The 21,494-nt window shown below is 59.0% G+C and carries 19 protein-coding genes; all 19 read right to left on the minus strand.

Going from position 1 to position 21,494, the window contains the following annotated elements:
* Positions 1-12: 12 nt before the first annotated feature.
* A complete protein-coding gene (gene tssG / locus HFD95_RS02835) occupies positions 13-1,059 on the minus strand; it encodes a type VI secretion system baseplate subunit TssG (RefSeq protein ID WP_033767010.1) in 1,047 nt (348 codons plus the stop codon).
* On the minus strand, positions 1,056-2,927 hold the full coding sequence (tssF, locus tag HFD95_RS02840; RefSeq protein WP_010669908.1) for a type VI secretion system baseplate subunit TssF: 1,872 nt from the start codon (positions 2,925-2,927) through the stop codon (positions 1,056-1,058). Before tssF ends, tssG begins: the two co-directional genes overlap by 4 nt.
* A gap of 2 nt (positions 2,928-2,929) precedes the next feature.
* Complete coding sequence (gene tssE / locus HFD95_RS02845; RefSeq protein WP_010246069.1) at positions 2,930-3,505, minus strand: type VI secretion system baseplate subunit TssE; 576 nt, start codon at positions 3,503-3,505, stop codon at positions 2,930-2,932.
* Entirely contained in the window at positions 3,495-4,322 is an 828-nt protein-coding gene (locus HFD95_RS02850; RefSeq protein WP_167429804.1) for a type VI secretion system accessory protein TagJ, read from the minus strand. Before HFD95_RS02850 ends, tssE begins: the two co-directional genes overlap by 11 nt.
* A 16-nt stretch (positions 4,323-4,338) precedes the next feature.
* A complete protein-coding gene (locus HFD95_RS02855; protein ID WP_033767004.1) occupies positions 4,339-5,313 on the minus strand; it encodes a hypothetical protein in 975 nt (324 codons plus the stop codon).
* Between the two features lie 10 nt (positions 5,314-5,323).
* Complete coding sequence (locus HFD95_RS02860) at positions 5,324-6,115, minus strand: PP2C family serine/threonine-protein phosphatase (protein ID WP_010246078.1); 792 nt, start codon at positions 6,113-6,115, stop codon at positions 5,324-5,326.
* Positions 6,112-7,983, minus strand: coding sequence for a type VI secretion system-associated FHA domain protein TagH (gene tagH, locus HFD95_RS02865; protein ID WP_167429805.1), 1,872 nt, complete (start codon positions 7,981-7,983; stop codon positions 6,112-6,114). The genes HFD95_RS02860 and tagH overlap by 4 nt, the downstream gene beginning before the upstream one ends.
* 390 nt (positions 7,984-8,373) lie before the next feature.
* Positions 8,374-8,772: a lysozyme inhibitor LprI family protein gene (locus HFD95_RS02870; RefSeq protein ID WP_167429806.1), complete on the minus strand. Its 399-nt coding sequence runs from the start codon at positions 8,770-8,772 to the stop codon at positions 8,374-8,376.
* An 11-nt stretch (positions 8,773-8,783) separates the two neighbouring features.
* Positions 8,784-9,665: a pesticin C-terminus-like muramidase gene (locus HFD95_RS02875; RefSeq protein WP_033779369.1), complete on the minus strand. Its 882-nt coding sequence runs from the start codon at positions 9,663-9,665 to the stop codon at positions 8,784-8,786.
* Between the two features lie 124 nt (positions 9,666-9,789).
* The gene (locus HFD95_RS02880) at positions 9,790-10,272 is read right to left on the minus strand and encodes a type VI secretion system tube protein Hcp (RefSeq protein WP_033779371.1); all 483 of its coding nucleotides are present in this window, start codon (positions 10,270-10,272) and stop codon (positions 9,790-9,792) included.
* Between the two features lie 248 nt (positions 10,273-10,520).
* On the minus strand, positions 10,521-10,781 hold the full coding sequence (locus HFD95_RS02885; protein ID WP_243208616.1) for a hypothetical protein: 261 nt from the start codon (positions 10,779-10,781) through the stop codon (positions 10,521-10,523).
* A gap of 92 nt (positions 10,782-10,873) precedes the next feature.
* The gene (gene tssC, locus HFD95_RS02890; protein ID WP_010246111.1) at positions 10,874-12,373 is read right to left on the minus strand and encodes a type VI secretion system contractile sheath large subunit; all 1,500 of its coding nucleotides are present in this window, start codon (positions 12,371-12,373) and stop codon (positions 10,874-10,876) included.
* Positions 12,370-12,903, minus strand: a complete 534-nt coding sequence (tssB, locus tag HFD95_RS02895) for a type VI secretion system contractile sheath small subunit (protein WP_010246114.1) — start codon at positions 12,901-12,903, stop codon at positions 12,370-12,372. The genes tssC and tssB overlap by 4 nt, the downstream gene beginning before the upstream one ends.
* Before the next feature lie 81 nt (positions 12,904-12,984).
* Entirely contained in the window at positions 12,985-13,998 is a 1,014-nt protein-coding gene (tssA, locus tag HFD95_RS02900) for a type VI secretion system protein TssA (RefSeq protein WP_031292999.1), read from the minus strand.
* A gap of 16 nt (positions 13,999-14,014) precedes the next feature.
* Positions 14,015-14,731 (minus strand): type VI secretion system-associated protein TagF, encoded by a 717-nt coding sequence (tagF, locus tag HFD95_RS02905; RefSeq protein ID WP_010246121.1) that lies wholly within the window; start codon positions 14,729-14,731, stop codon positions 14,015-14,017.
* A gap of 14 nt (positions 14,732-14,745) precedes the next feature.
* A complete protein-coding gene (gene tssM, locus HFD95_RS02910) occupies positions 14,746-18,375 on the minus strand; it encodes a type VI secretion system membrane subunit TssM (RefSeq protein ID WP_167429807.1) in 3,630 nt (1,209 codons plus the stop codon).
* A gap of 3 nt (positions 18,376-18,378) precedes the next feature.
* Positions 18,379-19,617, minus strand: a complete 1,239-nt coding sequence (locus HFD95_RS02915; protein ID WP_010246128.1) for a DotU family type VI secretion system protein — start codon at positions 19,615-19,617, stop codon at positions 18,379-18,381.
* A 14-nt stretch (positions 19,618-19,631) separates the two neighbouring features.
* Positions 19,632-20,975 (minus strand): type VI secretion system baseplate subunit TssK, encoded by a 1,344-nt coding sequence (gene tssK / locus HFD95_RS02920; RefSeq protein WP_010246132.1) that lies wholly within the window; start codon positions 20,973-20,975, stop codon positions 19,632-19,634.
* 5 nt (positions 20,976-20,980) lie between these two features.
* A complete protein-coding gene (gene tssJ, locus HFD95_RS02925; protein WP_167429808.1) occupies positions 20,981-21,475 on the minus strand; it encodes a type VI secretion system lipoprotein TssJ in 495 nt (164 codons plus the stop codon).
* Positions 21,476-21,494 lie beyond the last annotated feature (19 nt).

A 21,494-nucleotide genomic window follows, 5' to 3' on the forward strand; every position in this document is an offset into this window, starting at 1 on the left:
AAAGCGGCTGGGCTAGCGCGAAGCAGCCTCAACCTCAAACATAAAATCTTCACGATCTTGCGGCTGCGGCGCGAGCCCCAGCCAGCTGGTATAGCCGAGTCGGGCAGTTCCACCCAGCGTCACACCCTGTACCTCGTCAGCGGCCAGGATCAGGCTGAGATCCCACTGCATTTCAATGCCCAGGTAGTGACGCACCCAGTCGCGTACTTCACGCGCGCCGGGGGCATCCGGCAGAAAACGGGCATACTGCGCGGCGCTGAGCGGTCCCAGGTGCAGGCGAAAACGGTGCTGCACATCGCGCACCGCCACGCCGAGAAATGCAGAAGCGCCCAGCCGGGGCATATGGCGTCCCGCGCCCAGTCGGGCCTGATCGCGGCTGTCCAGCGTCAGCCAGTGCGGCAGGTTCTGCGTCAGCCTGACCGGCACACCAAAGTAGTGGCGCAGAATGCGCACCAGCCCTTCGGCATCGTGGCCGTGGCGGCTGAGGTGGCCCACCAGCATCAGTCGGGCATGGAGGCTGAGCGAGCTGGCCTGCTGCTGGGCCGGTAAACCGATGCCCGCCAGGCAGGCGAGATAGTTCAGAAAGCGACTGTCGTCGGGGCGATCCAGCGACACGGTCGGCTGCGCATCGGCCCAGGCACGATAAAAAAGCAGCGTGGCGCGATGGTGAAACAGGTCAGCAAACGCCGAGAGGCTGTGATCCTGATGATGCACGATACGTTCATGCACATATTCGGTCAGATGGGTCGGCAGCGGGCCGTTGGGGCCAAACAGGCCGAAGCTGTAGATGGAGAGCTCATGACGTCCCGCCTCGTCACGCGGCGTGGCGCTGGCGACGGTGGCGGGCGCAAACGCCAGTGACGGTGTCTGACCGATGCGCACCGATTCGAACTTCGGCAGCGGCGCACGGCCCAGCGGATAGCGCTGACCGCCCTGCGCATCCAGCCGCCGCAGCAGCTGGAACAGATCGTAGCGCCACGGCGCGGCCATCACCCGCTGCCAGAAATCATCCGGCAGACGGGTGAGCCGGGGCAGCGAAATCACCTTTTCGCCACTCATATCAGCGCTTTCCGGCCCATGCGCGGCGGCCAGTAGCCCACTTCTCCACGCTGCTGGCTGTTCAGGGTGAACTCCGTGAAGCTGTTGAGCGCCACGAGGCGGCCACAGACCCGCTCCAGCACGCTGCCGAACAGCCACGGGCTGGCCCCCGAAAACGCCTGCTCATCCACTTCCAGCGTGATGCTGACGCCGCGCGCAAATACCACCGGGCCCGGCTCCGGCACGCGGCGGTTGACCGCGCTGAGCGTGCAGTGGCGGATGCCGTCAATCTGACGGGCGACCGGCGCTTCCGCCAGGTTGGCGTAGAGGCTCAGCAGCTGACGCAGCGCCGCCGCGCCTTCTCCGTCGCTGCTGTCCATCAGGCTGAGGTAGTTCATCTGCAGATGGCTGATCAGCCGCCACGCGGAAAGTCCCTCGGCCAGCGCCGGACGCGGAGGCGTCGGCCCTTTGCACAGCTTCAGCTCCGATACCGGAATGGAGTCCGGCATCACGAAGTTACCCTGATCCTGCTGCAGCATCAGCGGCAGATCGCGACTGGTGCACATCACGTCGGCGGAGAGATAGCGCACCTCGTCGTGCCACGGCGCGTGATGCTCATCCACCAGCGACAGAAAGACTTCTGAGCCGATGTAACCGGTGCGCGTGCCGTAGCGCTGCGCCTGCTCGGACAGCGTGCGCTGTTCGCGGCGCAGTGAAAAATAGGCACCGTAATCGCCCTGGTCACCGCTGAAGGTGCTCCAGAACGGACGGAAAACCTGCTCTTCGCGCTTGCCCTCTACCGTAGCGAACAGCCGCTGCACCGAGTGCACCTCATAATCCAGCGGACGGATGTTATCTACCACCAGATGATATTCATGCTGGCTGTCGCTGACCTTCAGGCGCTCGGCGGTTTTCGGAAACAGATTGATGACAGGCGTGCAGTGCAGCGCCAGATGGCTGTGATCAACCACGCTTTCCAGTGCGCTGTCCGCTTTGTCGAGCAGAATGATGATGTCGAACGCCATGGCATTGTCGCAGCGGCGCAGAAACGGGGCCAGCTGGCTCAGGCTGATAAACTGGAAGCGCGCCGGAAAGGCGAAATACTCCTGCAACAGACGATAGCCGTCAAAGTTGCGCAGATCGTCCGGCAGCAGCGCCTGCTCCGGCGCAAAGCCCTGCTGCTGTAACGCGTCATCTGTCAGCACCTGACGCTGCGGACGCTTCTCAACCGACTGCAGCACGATGCCCACCCGGTGCTGCATCAGCAACTCCAGCAGTTTCAGTGCCTGGATATCCGGGCCGCTGAGAAACAGCATCAGATCGTCCACGCTAAGCTGACTCAGCGAGGAGATCCCTTCGCAGCTGATGCGGATACGCAGCGCACTGACCGCGCCCAGACCGCCGAGTTTCAGCTCGCCAGAGGGCAGATCGCCGGGCACGCCGCCGAGACTGGCTTCACTGATGCGCAGCGGATGCAGTACCACATCGTGCGCGGTGGTGTAGCTGCAGGTCACGCCGGTTTTTTTCAGGTTCTGGCTCTCCATCATGGTGCCGCGCGGCACGCGAAAGCCCTGGGTGATGTCGCCTTTGCGGCTGTCCGGCGTCAGCTGAGCGATCGCCATTGACGGCGTTGGCGAGAGATAGGATGGCGCAATCATCTCCAGCAGACGCTGCGAGAAACGCGGAAACTCCGCATCCATCTTCAGCTGCACGCGCGACGTCAGGAAGGCAAAACCTTCCATCAGTCGCTCGACATAGGGGTCCGCCACGTCAATGCCGCGCATGCCAAGACGTCCTGCCACTTTAGGGTAGCGCGCAGCGAACTCGGCCCCCATCTCACGCAGGTAGGCCAGTTCACGGTTGTAATAGTCGAGCAGATTGCTGTCCATGATTACCCTGCATCCTGTAGTTCGAAATGGCCGCTCTCCAGATCAACCTGAGTGCGGAACAGAAACGCCAGCGGATAAGGCACGCACCAGAGCCGCCCTTTGATCTCAATCGACAGCACGTTGTGCAGGCTGAGCGAGCCGAGATCGCTGACGCAGCGCACCTGTAAACCCTGCGGCAGGATGCGCGGCTCGAAGTGCAGAATGGCGTTGGTCATTTTGCGCTGCATATCCTGCCATTCGATATCGGAGACGTTCTGCCCGGCCAGCGGTGCCACACCGAAGTTCCAGACAGAGCGCTGCACCTGGTCAAAGCCGCTGAGATCCTGCTGCGCTTCATTGTTGATGGTGTTGAACAGCCACTGCAGATCGCGCAGTACGTGGCGGCGCAGCGTGCTGTGAGTGATCAGCATGCTGTTGTCCGCTTCCTGCTGTTTATCCGGCGCGTTGTCGGTCAGGCGATCCAGCAGCGAGGATTGCAGCTTGTCGCGGGCGGTTAACGCATCGCGTTTTTTACGCGCGCGAAAGCCGCCATGCAGCTGGGCATAGCCGTCGTTTTGCGCGCCTGAATCATGGCTCATCGTCGGACTCAACGCTGTCAAACGCGACCTGCTGCAGGCTCAGCAGCGAAAATTCCGCGCTGTCGCTGAGCCACATTTTCTGCCCCTGACCGATGAACTGGTCCGGATCCTCACCCAGTGGCTGCCATTCGGTGACGCTGGCGCGCAGAAAACGTTCGTCAGATGCCGCCAGCAGCGGATAGCGCGCCGGGATCTGGCACACCTGCTCACTGCCATCAACCAGCTGCACACGCGTGTGACGCCACACCAGATCGGTGACGCTGGCGGGTGCCTGAAACTGCATCTCACGAATGGCGGCAAACGGGATCCAGTAATAGCGGCCCTGACTGATAACTTCACACACTGGCCCGAAACGGCTGTCGCCATCCATCAGCCAGCTGAATGCGGTGGGCTGATCCTGCTGCGTCGCGGTGCCGGGATTGGCCGCCGCGAGCTCAAGCGCTTCAGCCCGCAGCGTGCTGCCGCGCGCGACATCACCCGCCGTTTCGGCCTGTAAGGCGGCCAGCAGCGTGTTGCACCAGTGCCAGGCGCTGCCCGGCAGCACCGGGTCGGCCTGGCCACGCAGCACCGCGTCACGCTGCAGCTCACCGGCGATCGCCTGTTGCAGCAGATTAACTGTCGGTTGCGCCTGCGGGCTTAACGCCAGCCAGGATTGCAGCTGCGTCTGCGCGCGCGCCCAGTTGCCTGAAAGACAGAGCAACTGCACAAAGGCGGCCCGCAGGTCAGCATTCGCCGGATTTGCCTGAATCTGGCGGGTCACGTCAGCGAGCGTCTCGCCGAGGGTGGCGCTGGCCAGACGGTGTTGTAAGGATTCCATGCAAACTCCTTTTGCGTCAGTTAAGGGTGCGGTAAACCGCAGCGGCGGGATCTTTCAGTTCAGGATGCAGTTTTTCCACCAGCTGCACGCTCAGTGCGGCATCGCCACTGATCCACGGCGACCAGACTTTACGGACTTCCTGCAGACGCGCCTGCAGCGCACTCTGATCGGCGGCTTCGCTGACGGGCATCTGCACCACCACCTGACGCGTTGCCTGCCAGCCGTTAAAGCGGTTGCTGAACGGCAGAATCAGCCAGCTATCCGGGGATTTTTCATTGCTCAGCACCATGCGTTCACTGTTGACCGTGGTGATGTGTAGTTCGGCAGTGGGCGACTGATTGCTCAACCCCATCACCGGAAAACCCTGCAGGAAGGTCACGCCGACTGCCGCAGGTGCGCCGTTACCCTGTTGCGTCAGTCGGCTGTGTCCGCTGAGCCAGCCATCCGAACCGCAGATCAGCCCCTGATTTGCCGGAACAAACAGCGCGCTGCCCTGTGCCGGGTGCTGCCACCAGGTACGGAAATGGCATCCGTCCAGCAGACTGAATTGCAGCCACGGCGACGTGTCGGCCTGAGCGGCGTTGCGTAGTGCGTCTGCGGGGACCGCTGTAGCCGTCGGCTGGACCGGCTGCGTCGCGGGCGGCGTCACCACGGTTTTCCACTGCTGCGCACGGGCGGCGCTGCCAGTAGCAATTTCACTCCCCTGCGCATCGGTCAGTTGCCAGTGCAACTGTTGCAGCGGTTTACACTGCGACGCCATCAGTCCGGCAACGCGGGGCAGAAAATCTTTCAACACCGCGGCGTTTTTTTCACCCAGGGTGACGATGCGCAGGTTAATGGTGCTGTTACACCAGCTCGACAGCTGATTGTTTTTTACGTCATCAATCCAGACATCCAGTTTCTGTGCCGGGGACTGTACGATGCGATAGTTTTCAGCATAAGCCTGCGTGCTGAGCAGCAGCGCAGCCAGACCCAGTAATCCATATTTCATGTTGGCGTTCTCAATCTCGCAGAGGGAAGAACTGCGCCGCTTCAGAGAGCGAGTGCAGCAAGGTGGTGTCCTGAGGTGATCCAATCCAGACGGCCAGCGCGCTGAAATTATCCTGCTGCCCCTGATCCGGCTGATCGTTCCTGATGATTTGCTGCATCAGCGTCAGCCACTCTTCCGGCGTATTCACCATGTGCAGCGACTGCTGCATCTGTTCCAGCGTCACACCGTGCCAGAAACCATCGGTGCAGAGTAAAAAGGCGTCGCCATCTTCAATCCCGACCACCTCGCTGTAGCTGGCGTCGCGCTGCTCATCCCCCATCCCCAGCGCAAAATAGAGCAGATTGCTGTTGATGCCTTCGGTGCGATGTCCGGCATCTTTCATCTGCTGCACCAGGCTGTGGTCGGTGGTGACCAGATAGAGATAGCCGCGACGGAACAGATAGAGGCGGCTGTCGCCTGCATGGGCCCAGCAGGCCAGATGGTAGTCGCGGTCAATAAACAGGCTGACCAGCGTAGTGCCCATCCGGCTGTGTTCGCTGCTGGCTTTTTGCTGCTGGCGGATGGCGTGATTCGCCTGATTGACGTAGTTCCGAATCGACTGCGCATTGAGATGCGCATCGCCATCAAACGACTGCAGCAGGCTGCTGCGGGCAATCGATGCCGCGATGTCCCCGCCGGGAAATCCGGCCACACCGTCGCAGACCACAAAGCAGGCCGAGCGCTTACCGATGACATCACCGATCTGATCCTGATTACTGGCGCGATCGCCCTGATTCGACGTCGAGGCAATAGTGATATTCATGCGTCATCCGTGTGGGTTTGTGAGTCTTTGTACTGATTAACTTCCAGGTCATAGGCGTGCAGGAACGCTTCGCCGAACAGGGTGTGGAAATCGTCTTCGATCTCGCCTGCCGTCTCGCCGTAGCGCTCAACAAAATGCTCCCAGAGCGCCGCTTTACGGCTGCCCGGCAGGCCGATACGTGACACCGATCCCGCCTGACGCGCTTCCTCCTCCAGCTGCTCCGGATTAAAGGATTGCAGCATTGAGGCGATGATGGCGCGGATACCGGCGATCATGCCCAGCTGGTGCGCCTGCAGATCGATCAGCGCATCACGCACAGCCTGACGCGGCGGCATAAAGCCCGGCATCCGGCTGCCAAACATCTGCATTAAGACGGTTTTGCCCGAAGGCAGTAGCTTGAACGGGTTGTTGGCGTCGTCGAGGATCACCGTCATGTCTGCCTTCACCCCGCGCTTGAGGATCGAACGCGATGAGAGCAGCGCCACCGTACCCTGCGAAAACATGCTCAGCATCTGCCCGAATTGCAGCATCTGCTCACGGTCAAATTGCGGCGTCGGTTGCAGGTCGCGCAGACCCATTCCCTCCAGCAACGCATCCAGCAGTTCGCCTTTAAGGGCATCACCGCTGCTTTCGCTGGGTGTCGTCGGGTGCGCAGCGGCGGCATGGTGGCGACCGGAAGCAACGGGATCGATGCGCAACCGCCCTTTCGGCGTCGGGGATGGCGTACGCTGTACCGCCTGCGGCGTGGGCAGCGTAATTCCGCCGTAATCGATCTGCGGATTTACCGCGTCAGACTGGCCGGGCAGCGCCTCGTCAATCAGCGGCGACTGCTGCTGTGCCTCAGGGTGAGGCTGGCTGTGAGTCTCATGCTGTGATTCGTCGAAGCTGAACAACGGTGAGTGATCGGTGTCGTTCAGGCTGGCGGGATCCTGCTCCGATGGATGTGCGGCCATCGGCTTATTTTTTGCCACCGGTTGAGGTGGCACATGCAACGTGGCCGGTTTCGGCGTCGTCAGCTCCGGCTGCGCCAGCGGCACCGCGTTGCCCATCATCAGACCCAGCGGATCATCATGGTTGCGCGCATCCGTACTGCTCTCGCCGTCAAACAGGCTCAGCGGATCAAGTTCAGCGGCAGGCGTTTCAGCCTGCGGTGGCGCCGTGTTCTGCTGAGCAGACAGCGTGCTTGGCGTCCGGTCGTCAAAAATACTCTGCTGCCCGAACAGCGCATCGCCTTCATCAAACAGGCTGCTGTTTTTTGGCTGCTGCCCATAATCCAGCGGCGCGTCGTTAATCAGTTGAGCCAGCGGATCTTCCGGATTTCGGTCAGGACGAGCGGGCGCAGTCAGCGGATGGGCTTCGGGCATCTCAGGCGCAGCTTTACGTTTAGAGAGATCGTCCGAAATCGAAAACTCTTTCGCCAGGCTGTCCCAGATTTCGCTGGGAATGGCGGCGGTGGTGCTGGCTTTTTCCGCTGCCGGTTCGCGAGCGGGTGCTACGGGCTGCACCGGCTCAGGACGCGGAACGGCTCTTTCACTCTGCGGCTGCTGCGCACTGTTGAGATCGCTGACCAGCAATTGGTAATCATCGATGCCCAGTATGTCTCCATCCTGCAGCTCAACCTGACGTCCGCGTTCCAGCGGAATATCGTTGAGTAACACGCGCGTCACATTGCCACGGTTGGTCAGGCGACATTCGCCATTTGCCGTGATGTGCACAATCGCCTGCAGGCGGGAGAGTGTGCGATCGTCATCCGGTAGCACCAGATTATTATCCACACCACGACCAATGGTGCCGCCAGGCGGAAAGAAATCACAATGAGTCTGCGGCGGCTGTTGGCCGGGTTTAGTCGTTATTATCGTAAAGCGCATAACGGATTCCTGCGGTTAGCGGTTCGGCATCTATACCGCGCACCTCTCGGGGAAAGGCGCGGGGTATAGAAAGCGGGGGGATTTAATTTTGGGAGTTTTTTTAAATACTCTGCCACTGGATTAGCTCAGTTCTTTAAACAGAGAAAAAAATATATTTATTTAAGAAGATGAAGCTGCATTAACGGCTTATTTTTAATTAACATATAGGGTAAGCATTAAAATAGTTGCAAATATGATTGCATTACAATCACCAGAAACCACTCTGCTGAAATATCATTTATACAGAATTATTTACCGGCATTGAAAAAACGGGATTACAGCGTAATGCAGAGAGTGATATTCATAAAGAATGTCGTGCCCAGCCTGTAAACCCTGAGCACGACGACATAATCAGTAAGGCAATTGCTTCAGAATAGCAGTGCGTTCTTTGTCGATGCGGATAACACAGAGGTTGGTGGCAACCGCATTCGCATTGCTGCCTTCTTCAGCGGCAAAGGCTTCCAGCTTGCACTGACCATCACGATACTTCAGCCAGCTGCGCTGAGTATCCACCAGCGTGGCGACATAGTCATCAGCCAGTTTTTTCTGCGTGCCGTACATCTGTACAATGCGTTTTTTAGCCGTCTGGTACTCTTTGTTCAGCTCATCTTCCGCCAGCTTCTTCTGCTGAACAGTACACTGAAATAGCGCACCGTCTGAAGGCTGTTTTGCACAGGTATCTTCAGCGAGCGCTGAAGCGCTGATGCCAAGAGAGAAAACCGCTAAAGCCAATCCATGTACTAACTTCATACTCACTCCTGTTAACGATTTTTACGAAGATAATTTGCACGACGCCTGCCAGTCTCACCTGCACTGATAGCTGGCGTAGTTTCAATATAATGGATCAGTGTATCAAAATCGTTAGTCATGCCCGCCATCATCGGGCGGGGACCTTTCGTCCAGCCCTGATAAACAAAGTCCACCATGATGTCTCTGATAGCAGGATGGAGATTTTCCCAGGCCACTTTACCTGGCTGATTATCAGTATAATTGTCGTAGTTCTTCCGTGCACGCTCCACGTAGCCCGGATAAATCGCTTCAAATAAGTTAATTTGCTGCTGATGACTGATTGTACCGATAGCGGCCTGGTTATTACGAACGAACTGACGCGCCTGGTCACCTTTAAGACCGGCGCCTTTGGCGATCATAGCGGCCTGACTTGCCGGCAACCCTGCTGCCTGAAGTTGTGCAGAAATACTCGCCTCAGAACGCGATCCCAGATCGTAACCGCGACCCAGCGTCACACCTGACTCCATTTTTTCTGGCCAGTGAACATGGCGGCTAAAATAGCGGCTGGTCGGCGAGTCATCGCCTTCAGCGTCAAATGTTACCTGTCCGGCACTCACCACCAGCGGACCGGTTGACGGGTTATTGACGGGCGGCGCTGCTGGCCTAGGCGGCGCATTCCCCGGCACGTTCCCGCGCATCAGGCTGCTCCACGTCTTCCCATGGATATCGACAACGCCATCCGGGCGAGACATAAAACGGGATTGAAACTGTTTGATCGCTTCAATGGTTTTTGGTCCCATTCGGCCATCGGCACGAAGCTGAGGATATCCATTGCGCTGTAACAACTGCTGTACTGTCTTCACGTCACCGTATTGATTACGGCCACCTACACCAACCGAGCCAGTAATACTCATCTACTATCTCCGCACAATATTGTTGATTCAGAGAGTCCTTGTAAACCGGCTGGAGAATGCGCATGACGACGCTGACTTCTCTGGCCAGGAGAGATACGCCCCCTGTCCGGAGGCGTATCGCTTCTTACGCTTCTTTGTTGCCTTTGATATCCCAGCCAGCGCTGGTTTCTGCGCCTTTACCACCGGAAGAGCTCTGCTCCCAGTACTGCTGTTTCACTTTAGAAGCCTGGAAGGCATAGGTTACGCCCAGGGTGTCGTCGTGCTCAGAACCCACAAACTGAACGTTAGTGACCAGCACATCTTCCAGGGTGATTCGGGTATATTCAATTTGTGTGCCGCCCGCTTTGCAAACGGACACTTCAACTTTAGCGACGTGCTTACCGCTGGCACAGTTCTTGAGCAGCGCGGTGACAGCCTTATCGATTTTGGCGTTGATGTGCAGGTCGTTAAAATTAACTTTACCCGCACCGCCACCGCCACCCACACTCATGTTGCCTGGCTGGCTGGCACCCCAGGAAAAGGAGTCAATATCGATCCATCCCGTGTGGTTTGAATCTTTAGACTCACCGGTAATGCCGTCTACCTTCAGATACATATCAATAGCCATTATCTTTCACTCTTTATTGGTTGAGATTATTGCTTTCAAAAAAAGCAAGGATATGGCAAAAAGAAAAGCATGGGGCTGAATAAAACAGTCCATATTTTACCTTTGCCTTGCTTCTGAAATATCGTCATAAACCATATTTCAGATATTGCGTTGCCGGGCACCGGGCCGGGCAATTTATCTATAAAACTCTCATGACGAAAATCGGGATTTTGATCAGGGGTTAAGGAGACAGAGAAGAAGAGAAACACTCAATAAATTTCTCTTATTTTTTCAGCCGCCCAGTAAAAACCGAACGATGCAGTAACTGAAATAGTAATCACAAAGCCGTTAATTATTTTCCCCATCATCGTGACATTCCAGTCACAGAAGAAAAGGTAATAACCTGCACAGGTGATTAAAATAAGAGAAGAAATAAAAACCAGCGGATAATGCAGCAGGTGCAGAGCTGACTTTTTAACCATCCTGTCATCCTCCCTGACATTTATCTCAGCAACCTTTCTGTCAGTCATCAGGCGCAAAAACCTTTCGCGCCTGTTAACTCTGTGACTCAGCGGATACGTGATGCCAGGTCATCCCCGGCATCACGCCTCCCTTTCAGCCCTTACGCATTATCATTTTTCAGCGACGGCAGCTTAGAGACCAGACGCAGAGAAACCGTCAGACCTTCCAGCTGGTAGTGCGGACGCAGGAAGAATTTCGCGGAGTAGTAGCCAGGATTATCCTCCTGCTCTTCCACATTCACCTCGGCAGCCGCCAGCGGCTTGCGTGACTTGGTCTCCTGCGAGGAGTTAGCCGGATCGCCATCGACATAGTTCATCACCCAATCGTTCAGCCAGCGTTCCATTTCATCACGCTCCCGGAAAGAGCCGATCTTGTCGCGCACGATGCACTTCAGGTAGTGCGCAAAACGGCAGCAGGCGAACAGGTACGGAAGACGCGCAGCCAGACGGGCATTGGCGGTGGCATCGGCGTCGTGATACTCCATCGGCTTCTGCAGTGACTGCGCACCAATAAAGGCAGCGAAGTCAGAGTTTTTACGATGCACCAGCGGCATAAAGCCATTTTTCGCCAGTTCGGCTTCACGACGATCGCTGATGGCGATTTCGGTCGGGCACTTCATATCCACGCCGCCGTCATCGCTCGGGAAGGTGTGGCACGGCAGATTTTCCACTGCCCCGCCCGACTCCACGCCGCGGATTGCGGTGCACCAGCCATACTCTTTGAAGGAGCGGTTGATGTTGGCAGCCATCGCGTAAGCCGCATTGCTCCACGTATAGTTGCCATGATCGGAACCATCGGTCTGCTCTTCAAAGTCAAAGCTGTCGACCGGGTTGGTACGGATGCCGTAAGGCAGACGCGCCAGGAAGCGCGGCATCACCAGACCCAGATAGCGTGCATCTTCCGACTCACGCAAGCTGCGCCAGGCAGCATATTCGGTGTTCTGGAAGATTTTGGTGAGATCGCGTGGATTCGCCAGCTCCTGCCAGGACTCCATCTGCATCACTTCGGGCGCGGTGCCGGTGATAAACGGACAGTGCGCGGCTGAGCCGATACGCGCCATCTCACCCAGCAGCTCAACATCCTGCGGGCTGTGGTCGAAGTAGTAGTCGCCTACCAGGCAGCCAAACGGCTCGCCACCGAACTGACCATACTCCTGCTCATAAATTTTCTTGAACAGCGGGCTCTGATCCCAGCCGGCACCCTTGTAACGCTTCAGAGTACGACCCAGCTCCTGCTTGGAGATGCTCATAAAGCGGATTTTCAGCATCTCGTCAGTTTCAGTGTTGTTCACCAGATAGCTCAGGCCACGCCAGGCGCTTTCCAGCGACTGAAACTCCGGATGGTGAATAATCTGGTTCACCTGCTGCGACAGCTTTTCGTCGATCTCCGCGATCAGCGCCTGAATGGTGCGATAGGCATCGCTGGAGACGGTAACGGTGTTCTCCAGCGCCTGCTGTGCCAGGGTTTTCACCGCGCTTTCGACCGCGGCACGCGCCTGATCGCTTTTTGGCCGGAACTCTTTATTCAGCAGCGCGCTGAACTCATCCTGACTGAAACTGGCTGCGCCCTGCGACTGCGGTTGTTGTGAAGTCTGCGTCATGCCTGCGGCTCCTTACCTTCAGTGGCCTCATCCTGCTTTGGCAGATGGGTCAGCGCCTGCAACAGCGTAGGATCCTGCAGCACCTTACCAATCAGCTCTTCCGCACCGTTTTTGCCATCCATATAGGTCAGCAGGTTCGCCAGCTGGGTACGCGCTTCCAGCAGTTTGCTCAGCGGCTCCACGTTGCGGGCCACCGCGTCCGGCGAAAAGTCATCCATGCTGTCAAAGGTCAGATCGATGTTCAGCTTGCCTTCGCCATTCAGGGTATTGTCTACCTGGAACGCGGCGCGCGGCTTCAGTGCTTTCATGCGCTCATCGAAGTTGTCGATGTCGATTTCCATGAATTTACGGTCATCAATGCCTGGCTGTGGCTCCAGCGGTTTACCCACCAGATCCGCCAGCACGCCCATTACAAACGGGAGCTGGATTTTGCGTTCCGCGCCATAAATTTCCACGTCATATTCAATCTGAACGCGAGGCGCGCGATTGCGGGCAATGAACTTCTGCCCACTGGATTTGCTTGTTGCCATGGTTTTCTCCATACATGATGCGCGGATAAAGTGTCACAGCAGGCGCGCAGGTCCCGCTGAGTGTGTGTGCGTCACGCCTGCTTAATCGCGACGTCCGAAAATGGTTTCCAGCTGATGTACGCCGTCGGGTGCCAGTTCGCGGATGATCTCCAGAAAGTCGCGCTCGATTAAGCGCTGTACACGGTCGATCATCAGCGGGGCCGGATGACTCGGCTCATGCTGGGTGAAGTAGAGCTTCACTTTCTCCAGCATCAGCTGCGCGTCGGCGCGGGAACTGATCTGCACCGTGCGCCAGTCAGCGGCAGCGCGCGGGCTGGCCGGTGCAGGCGATGCCGCGGTTTCTGCGGGCTGTTCCACGGCGGCTGTGGGGATCAGCGCATTCAGATCGGTGGCCTGGCAACGTTCAGCGATCAGCGCAATCTGTCTGCGCAGCTGGGTGAGTTCCGGCACCGCGGCTTCCCCCAGCCGTTCGGTCACGGTTTCGCAGATGGTCTGCAGCCGCTCATGAATCTGCAGCACCGCCTCAATACCAGGCTGGTCGCCGCGCGCCAGTTCGTCGATCAGACGCGGCAGGCCGCCAGGATAGTCCGCGACTTCGGTTTTACTGCCGTCGCACAGGGCGGCCGCATCGCGCAGCGTGATGCCGTCAGAGGGATAGCGCAGCAGCCAGCACTGACGTACCGCACCGCTCAGATCAGTTTTGTCACCCAGCAGCGCCAGCGCATTAATGCGGTAGAAGGGATCCTGCTCGCCGAACTCCTCCAGCCGGGGCCACAGCGGCTCCCAGTAGAGCAACAACGCCTGTTCAATCAGCTTCAGGCCCTGGGCATAGCCCGGCAGCCCTTTCAGTTCGGTCCAGGCGTGGGTCAGCGCCAGCATTACCCGCAAATCTTTGCTGCGCGCCAGCAGCGCTATCGCCAGCTTCTCGACTCTGTTCCAGTCGGCCGGTTCTGCCGGAATGATGGTATTGCCAAACTGCTGCTCCGCTTTACCGGCGCTGGCCTGCTCCATCGCCTGAAAATCAGCGTGGTACTCCAGGTTATCGCCGCCGGGATTGTCCTCGCTGACCGGAGCCAGCAGAGCCTCTGTATTCATCGTCATGCGTGTCGCCTCAGGATTCAAACATCGGGGGATAAAGTCCGTTTCGTCCCGGCTTTGCCCCACCGGCCGGATCAAACAGCAATGAAAAGAGCTGGGCGGTAAAATTACCGCTGTGGACCTGGGTATAAAGCGGGAAACCGTCGCTTTGATTGGTCCACCAGAAACTGGTGTAGAACTGCGGGTCGAAGTTCTCGCCCGGCAGTGTCCAGTTCAGCGTCGAAGGGGTATCGCCATGCCCGATGACGTTGAGAATGTCTGACGTCTCGTCCGACTCCTGCGGCGGCTGCGGCTGAGGAATGCTGATCAGCGCCTGATCCAGCTGTTCCGGTGACCCGCCGCCCTGCACCACCCGCAGCAGCGTATTGCCCACCTGCTGATACCACTCGCCGGAGCGCGCCAGCAGGGCTGGCGACCACTCGGCGGGCGTGAAGTGGCGCAGTGCGCAGAGTGGGTAGTTACGGCCCACGCTGTCACGCGCGGCAATCAGGCAGCCCATCTGAATCAGCTGACTGCCCAGCATCGGCGGCACCACAAAATTCCAGACCGGCGCGTTAAGGAACGGGCGCGACGGGGCGTTATCACTCTCCTGACTGCTCTGCCAGTGATGCAGGCCCACCTGAAACCAGCTGGACCATTGGCGATAGAGCACGTCCGGGAAGCGGCGCTTCACAAAGTCACCCGCGCTGGGCACTTTGCCGTACCAGCAGGGTGCAGCGTAATGAGTCATTGTCGGGTCCTGTTTCAGGGGCAGCTAAAGCCGGGAAGCTGGAACGGGTTACGAATGCTGCCAGGGGTGAACGACAGCGTGACCTGATGACCGTCCACGCTGAAACTCGCTTCGCGGGTCAGGCCGCCTGCCGCTGTCAGCCGGGCGCGGTCAAAGAAGCGATTGAGCGCCCAGGGGCCGCTGGTGACCAGCGTGGAGGTAGTGCCGTTGGTCAGACCCAGCTGCATCCGCACCTGGCTGGTGCCGCCGGGGCCGGGCCAGCTGACCATCTGCACCGCCTGCGGTCCGTGGCTGTAGCGTAAAATCTGCCCATCCACATCCAGCGTCAGGTTAAGGATGTCGTTATCCATTTTTACCGTGCGCAGCGTGACGCGGAAGCCGGGCGTGGTCGCACCATTGGCAAAGAAGGCATCGCGGATTGACTGCGCCTGCTGGAAGGGCCGCAGCAGGGCTTCGCCTCCCGGCAGGGTTTTACCGTCAATGCCCGGCGTAAAGCGCCACGCCGCGTTGGTGGTGTCGACTTTGCTGGCCAGGTTGTCGCGGAAGAAGCTGTCCATCATGCCGCTGCCGGGTGCAAACATCCGCGCCAGATCGTCTGGTGTGACCTCACTGCGCGCAGAGCGAACCAGCGGATAGCGACCCGCGATCGCCTGGCGGCAGAAACTGCCCACTTCCATGGTGATGCGTTTGCGGACGTTATCCATATCGCGGCGCTGTGCGTCGCTGCTGGCACCCACCGCCATGCTGGAAACCATGTTCTGCAATGAACCCGGCAGACGGCCGGCACTGGCCTGCAGACGACTGATGGCATCGCTGGCCGGGGGCGGCATCCCGCTGTTCGCCGCATCCTGCACGGCGGTGAGGTAGCGATAGAGATCGTCAATCTGATGCAGGAAATCATCCACCGCCAGCACCTTACTGCCCTGCTGTAACGGCTGAGCCAGCTCAAGAACCGGCGCAAAATGCACGGCAACCGCCTGTTCCGGAGACGCCTGCGCTGCCGCCTGTCCACGCGCCGCAGCCGCTTCGGGTGAGGTAAACAGCGCTTCAAGGGTGCGGGTGGCGCTGTTATCCGACGGCTTTGCTGCCTGCGCGGTTTTCTCATCCGGTTGCGCCCGGTTCAGCGTCAGCAGACCACCGAGATTGATCACCAGCTGGCGCAGCGGCGAATGGTTGCCCGACAGCAAACGGGCGGTGTTGATGCGTTGAGAGAGATCGGCGCTGCTGTTGAGCTGAATGTCACTGAGAAACTGCTCCCACTGCCGGATATAGTCCTGCACGTAGAGCTGGCGCACCGCAAGATCCGTCTGCTCACTTTTCTGCTGCGGCGCCGCGCCGCCCAGCACCCAGAGATCGTCCTGATACAACGCCTGGGTCACCGGGGCAATCTGCTTATCCACGTGCTGCCAGTAGCCATCCGGCGTATAGAGACCCGCCACACCGTCATTGACCGATTTACCGCTTTTGCGGGAAAACACCAGCTCGCTCTGGGGACCACCCAGCGCCGCCAGCGTCACCGGCTGCAGGCTGTCATCGCGTTGCAGCAGGCGCTTCAGCCGTCCATAGACGCGCTGTGACAGCGGCATCTGATTAATCAGCGCCTGCTCGCGCTTTACCAGCGCTTCATCCTTCGCATACGGCGACGAGTGAATCTGCGTCTCCAGCAACTGTTGCAGGTGCCACGCCAGCTGTTTCACCTGCTGCTGGGTGACGTTCTGCGGCAGTTCGCGTGACAGGTTGAGCATCAGCCACGCCTGCAGGAATTTGCCATCGTAGTGCTTTGGCTGATAGAGCATCTGATACACCTTCAGCGCTTCATAGCTGTAGTCAGCATCACTGCCGTTGTCATTACGCAGCCAGCGGGTGATGTTCTGCGCCACCTGCGGCAACAGCAGCTGTTTCAGTGCCTTGTCGTAGAGTGCGCGGGTGGCATCGCTGACCTCGGTGCCGCGATAAAGCCCCATGCGGCGCGTCAGCGGCGGTGCTTCCAGTGAGAAGTCGGCGCTCTCCGGCAGGTGCAACAGAGTGTTGAGATAAGGCACCAGCGCAAAGAGGTCGCCATTGACCTGCTGCTGAAGCTGATCGCCCAGTTGTTCAACCTGCGGCGCTTTAGCGGCCATCTCCTGCAGATAGGCTTTGTTTTTACTGTAGCTGGTGAGCCACAGCGCCCCGGCCACCAGCAATACCATCAGCAGCGCCAGATAACCCGACCAGAGCCCGGCGCGGTTGCGCAGCTCCCACCAGCGGTTGCTGCCCGCCAGACCGGACTCCTGGAAAATCACATTTTCCAGCACCCCTTTCAGGAAGAAGCTCTGCCCTTTGTTCTGCGGGATGGGCGACTCTTTATCGACCTTATCCCAGCTTCCTGACTCGCCAGCCTGCTGCCCCGGCAGATTCAGTGCGCGGTTCAGCTCGCCCATCACCCTGTCAAACGGCAGTCCCTCCTGGGTGCCGCTGGCAAAGTAGATACCGCGCGGCGCGAACTGGGTTTCAAAATCGGAGCGGGCAAACAGCGTATCCAGCGCGTCTGCCAGCAACGGCCGCAGCGCCGCAAACTCCTGCGGGAAGAGATAGCTCTCTGCCCGCGCCTGCGCGTCGCTTTCCGTCAGCAGCCGATCGGCCAGTCCGGCATCCAGACGCTGTTGCAGCAGGGAATACTCCTGCTGGAACTGGTTATTAAGTTCGAAATCGGCGGCGGACGCCTTCGCCCAGGGAAAGGTGAATCCCCAGATTTGTTCACGCTGCGCTTTATCCAGCGAGGCAAAGTAGCTGCGGAACCCTTTGAGCAAGTCCGCTTTAGTGACCAGCACATAGACCGGGAAACGGATGCCGAGACGATCGTGCAGCTCCATTAACCGCTGACGCAGTGCCAGCGCCTGATTACGCAGCGCCTCGGGCGACTGCGACAGCAGGTCGGAAACGCTCAGCGTGACGATGACGCCGTTGATCGGCTGACGTCCGCGATATTTACGCAGCAGATCGAGAAAATGATGCCATTCGCTGGCATCACGCTCCTGCTGACTCTCCTGGGTACTGTAGCGCCCGGCGGTATCGAGCAGCACCGCGTCATTGGTGAACCACCAGTCGCAGTTGCGGGTGCCGCCAATGCCGCGCAGCGCCGACTTGCCGAATTTATCTGCCAGCGGAAACTGCAGGCCCGAGTTGACCAGCGCGGTAGTTTTACCGGCACCGGGCGCGCCGATGATCATGTACCACGGCAGCTGATAGAGATACTGACGGCCAAAGCGCTGTGCCCAGAACGGCGTGCCCTTGCTGCTGTGGCGCTGGAAGTGCGCCTTTTTCAGCATGTCAGTGGCTTCGGAGAAACGCCCTGCCAGCACCTGCTCTTCACTGGTCAGGCGCTGACGATCGGCTTCCGGCGCATCGCTTTTGCCGGTTTCAAGGCTCGACATCAGCTTGCGATTGAGCCAGATGTTATAGAGCCGCGGAATCGCCTGGCCTAAGCCCCATACCAGATAGAGCAGCGCGATACTGATAATGCGGTTCTGCTCCGGCTCAAGCGGGCGCGAATCGACGATTGAGAACACCGGGCCAATTACCCAGATGATAAAAGAGAGCGCGGTAATGCCGACAAAGCCCCACGCGAGGCGGCTGGTCAGCACCGCAAACAGAATATTCAGCATGGATCAGTTCCCTCTCGCCAGGCCGTTGAGTTCGGCATGCGTCGCATCCGGTGCCACCAGCAGGGTAATTTCAACACGACGGTTACGTGCGCGATTTTCTGCGCTGTTATTAGGCACCAGCGGATTGCTTTCACCGCGCCCTTCCGCTTTCACCCGTGACGGCTGCGCCAGCTGCTGTTGCAACAGGGTCTGTACTGACCGGGCACGCGCCAGCGAAAGCTCAAAGTTGGAGGCGAAGCGGGCACTGCGGATCGGCACGTTATCGCTGTAGCCAATCACCTGAATCTGGCCGCTGACATTGTTCATGGCAGCCGCGATGCGCTGGATTACGTCGGTGTAACGTCCACGTACTTCGGTGGCCGCCGAGGCAAACAGTCCGTCCCCTTTCAGCGTCACCACGCTGCGGTCCGCTTCGTCACGCACCGCTACCAGCCCGGCATCAATTTCCGGTTTCAGGAAAGCGCGCAGATTCAGCGTGGCGGGTGGTGGTGGCGCAGGGTTGCCGATCTTCACTTCCGGCAGCGCCGTCTGATAGATACGGGCCAGTACCGGCGAGGTGTAATCGCCGAGACGCCAGTTGAGCACGATATAGAACAGGCAGGCCGCCAGCCCCGCCACCGCCGCACAGGCCCACAGCGGGATCATTGGCCGCCACAATTTGCGCAGGACCGGCTGATCGGTGGGATGCGGAGACAGCGCTGCTGCATAATTGCCACGCACGCTTTTGATCATCTGCAGCAGGCGCTGTTTGATGGTCTCCAGCTGCGAGCGACCGTTGTCCAGCACCCGGTAGCGTCCTTCGAACCCCAGCAGCAGGCAGAAGTAGATCAACTCCAGCATCAGAATGTGGCGTCTTGGGTTCTGCGACAGCTTAGCCAGCAGCTGGAAAAACTTTTCGCCGCCCCAGGTTTCATTGTGAAAGGTGACCAGCAGACCATTGCTGGTCCAGACGCCGCGGCTGCCCCACGGCGTCAGCGCCGCCGCCTCATCCAGCGCGGTACAGAGACAGTATCGCGCGCCGATGATCACTTCATAGCCCAGGCCTGACTGCTGGCAGCTCAGCTCGAAGCGCCGAATCTGATCGATCAGCTGCTGACGCAGCTGCGCCGGGTCTTCATGTGATACCGAGTGACGGATCTGAGGAATGGCGTTAATCAGGGGGTTGGCCGCCGCGACCAGCACATTCTGATGGCTGGCCTCCGGCGCAAGATCGCTGTGTGATTTTTGTTGTTCCTGCATCATGCTGCGTGCTCAGTTTATGATTCTGACTGACTACGAATGGCCCAGAACTCCATGTTCAGACCTGGAAACTCACCGGCAAGATGCAGCGCAAAAGCGCCCGAGCGCTCCATCTCTTTCCATAGCTCGCTGTTCTTATCCAGTTCGAAATAGCTGTATCCGGCATGCCACGGGATCTGCGGCGGCGCGCCGGGCATCGCCCGAAGTGCCAGACCGGGCAACTGCAACTGCACCAGATCGCGAATTTTGCTGACCGGGGCGACTTTCATCTGCGCCGGGAAGTGGGTTTTGAGGGTGTCGGCTGGCACGCTGGCTTTCACCGCCAGCACAAAGCCAAACTCATGCACCATACTGCTCTCCGGCACGGTCGCGACGTTAAGACCGTGCGAGCGCTGAATCAGCGGCAGCTGAATCGCGCTCTCTTCCATCACCTGGGACAGCCCCTGACGCAGCAGCAGTGACAGGCGGCTAAAACAGCTGTGCAGATCGTCATGATCGTAGAGCGGCAGGCCATCGGGCGCGCGGGCTGGCGTCCAGGTACTGAGCTCCGCCGCCAGTTGCAGCCAGTGGCTGTAGAGCGTTTCAGGATGCAGCAGCGGCAGATGTTGCAGATGAGTGTGCAGGCCAAGCTGACGATTGAGCAGCGCCAGCAGCATAAAATCGACCATATCCGCGCTGTTGAAACGACCGGTGCCCGGCGCACGCTGACTCAGCTGCTGGCTGCGTTGCTGGATCAGCCCGTGCAGATCGTTGAACATGTTTTGCAGCGGACGGCTGCTGTTAAGCGTCAGCATCGGCGGGATGTAGTCGCTGTCGAGCCGGATATGGTTGTCGCTGCGTTTTTCAATCACCTGAGCCACGCCCATGGCGGTCCACTCGGCGGTAAGATCCTGTTCCAGCATCAGCCGCAGACGCAGTTTGCCGAACTGCACCGTGGCGCTGCCCACGGCCTGGGCATTGTCATCTTCCACTTCCGCTTCCCAGGCGAGGTAGCGCGCCAGAGAATCCTGCGACTCCTGAAAGGCCACCGCTTCGCGGCCATTGCGGCGTGCCGGAATGGCCAGCACCACTTTGCTGCGGTCAACGGAGGCAGGCAGATCAAGCGGGGCCGGACCGTGCTGTGGCTGGCTGAAGGCAAAAAACGTGCCGTCAGGCAGACAACCGCTGGCGGCGCTCAGCGCCAGTTTCCCCTGGCGCAGCAGCGCTTCATCGAACTCCAGATCGTAAAAACCCCAGGTATAGGCGCGCTGCGACTGGCCCCACTCACGCAGGGTGCTGAGAAGATAATTTTCTGACTGCTGGAAATGGTGAGGACGCAGAAACATCCCCTCGGTCCAGACCACCTTTTCGGCTCTGTTCATAGACATCACTGTTTTTCCACGCGAAGGCCGTTAATCCCCGCCACGATGCGCGCATTCAGCTCACCATCGTCACGCTTCCAGAATGCCCAGAATGAGGGTGATTCGCCTTCAGGAACCGGCAGCGACAGTCGCCAGACCTTGCCATCCAGCGCCTGATATTCCGCCATGATGCCGATGAAGCGCGCCTCGGGCAGACTCTTAATCCGCAGCGTTTTATGGGGCTGAGTGGAAGTCAGGAAGAACTGTTGCGTATTGAGTTGAGCATTACCCAGCGCGGTAGCGGACTGGTTTTGCAGGGAGTAGAAGTCAGCCGACATAAACTCCGCATCGGAGGTCAGTAATACCACCCGGACTTTCAGCGGCGCACCGCCGTTAACCTGGTTTTGCGCATGAACGTCCAGGTTGTACCAGGCAACGGGCTGTGGAGTACTGCTGCACGCGGTCATCAGCCACGTCAGCAGCACTATCAGCGCCCCACGCCATTGCGTTGTTGTCATCATCCCGCCCTCCCTGCTTAGT

It is taken from the genome of Pantoea sp. EKM10T (assembly GCF_011800685.1).
GTDB classification, from domain to species: domain Bacteria; phylum Pseudomonadota; class Gammaproteobacteria; order Enterobacterales; family Enterobacteriaceae; genus Pantoea; species Pantoea agglomerans.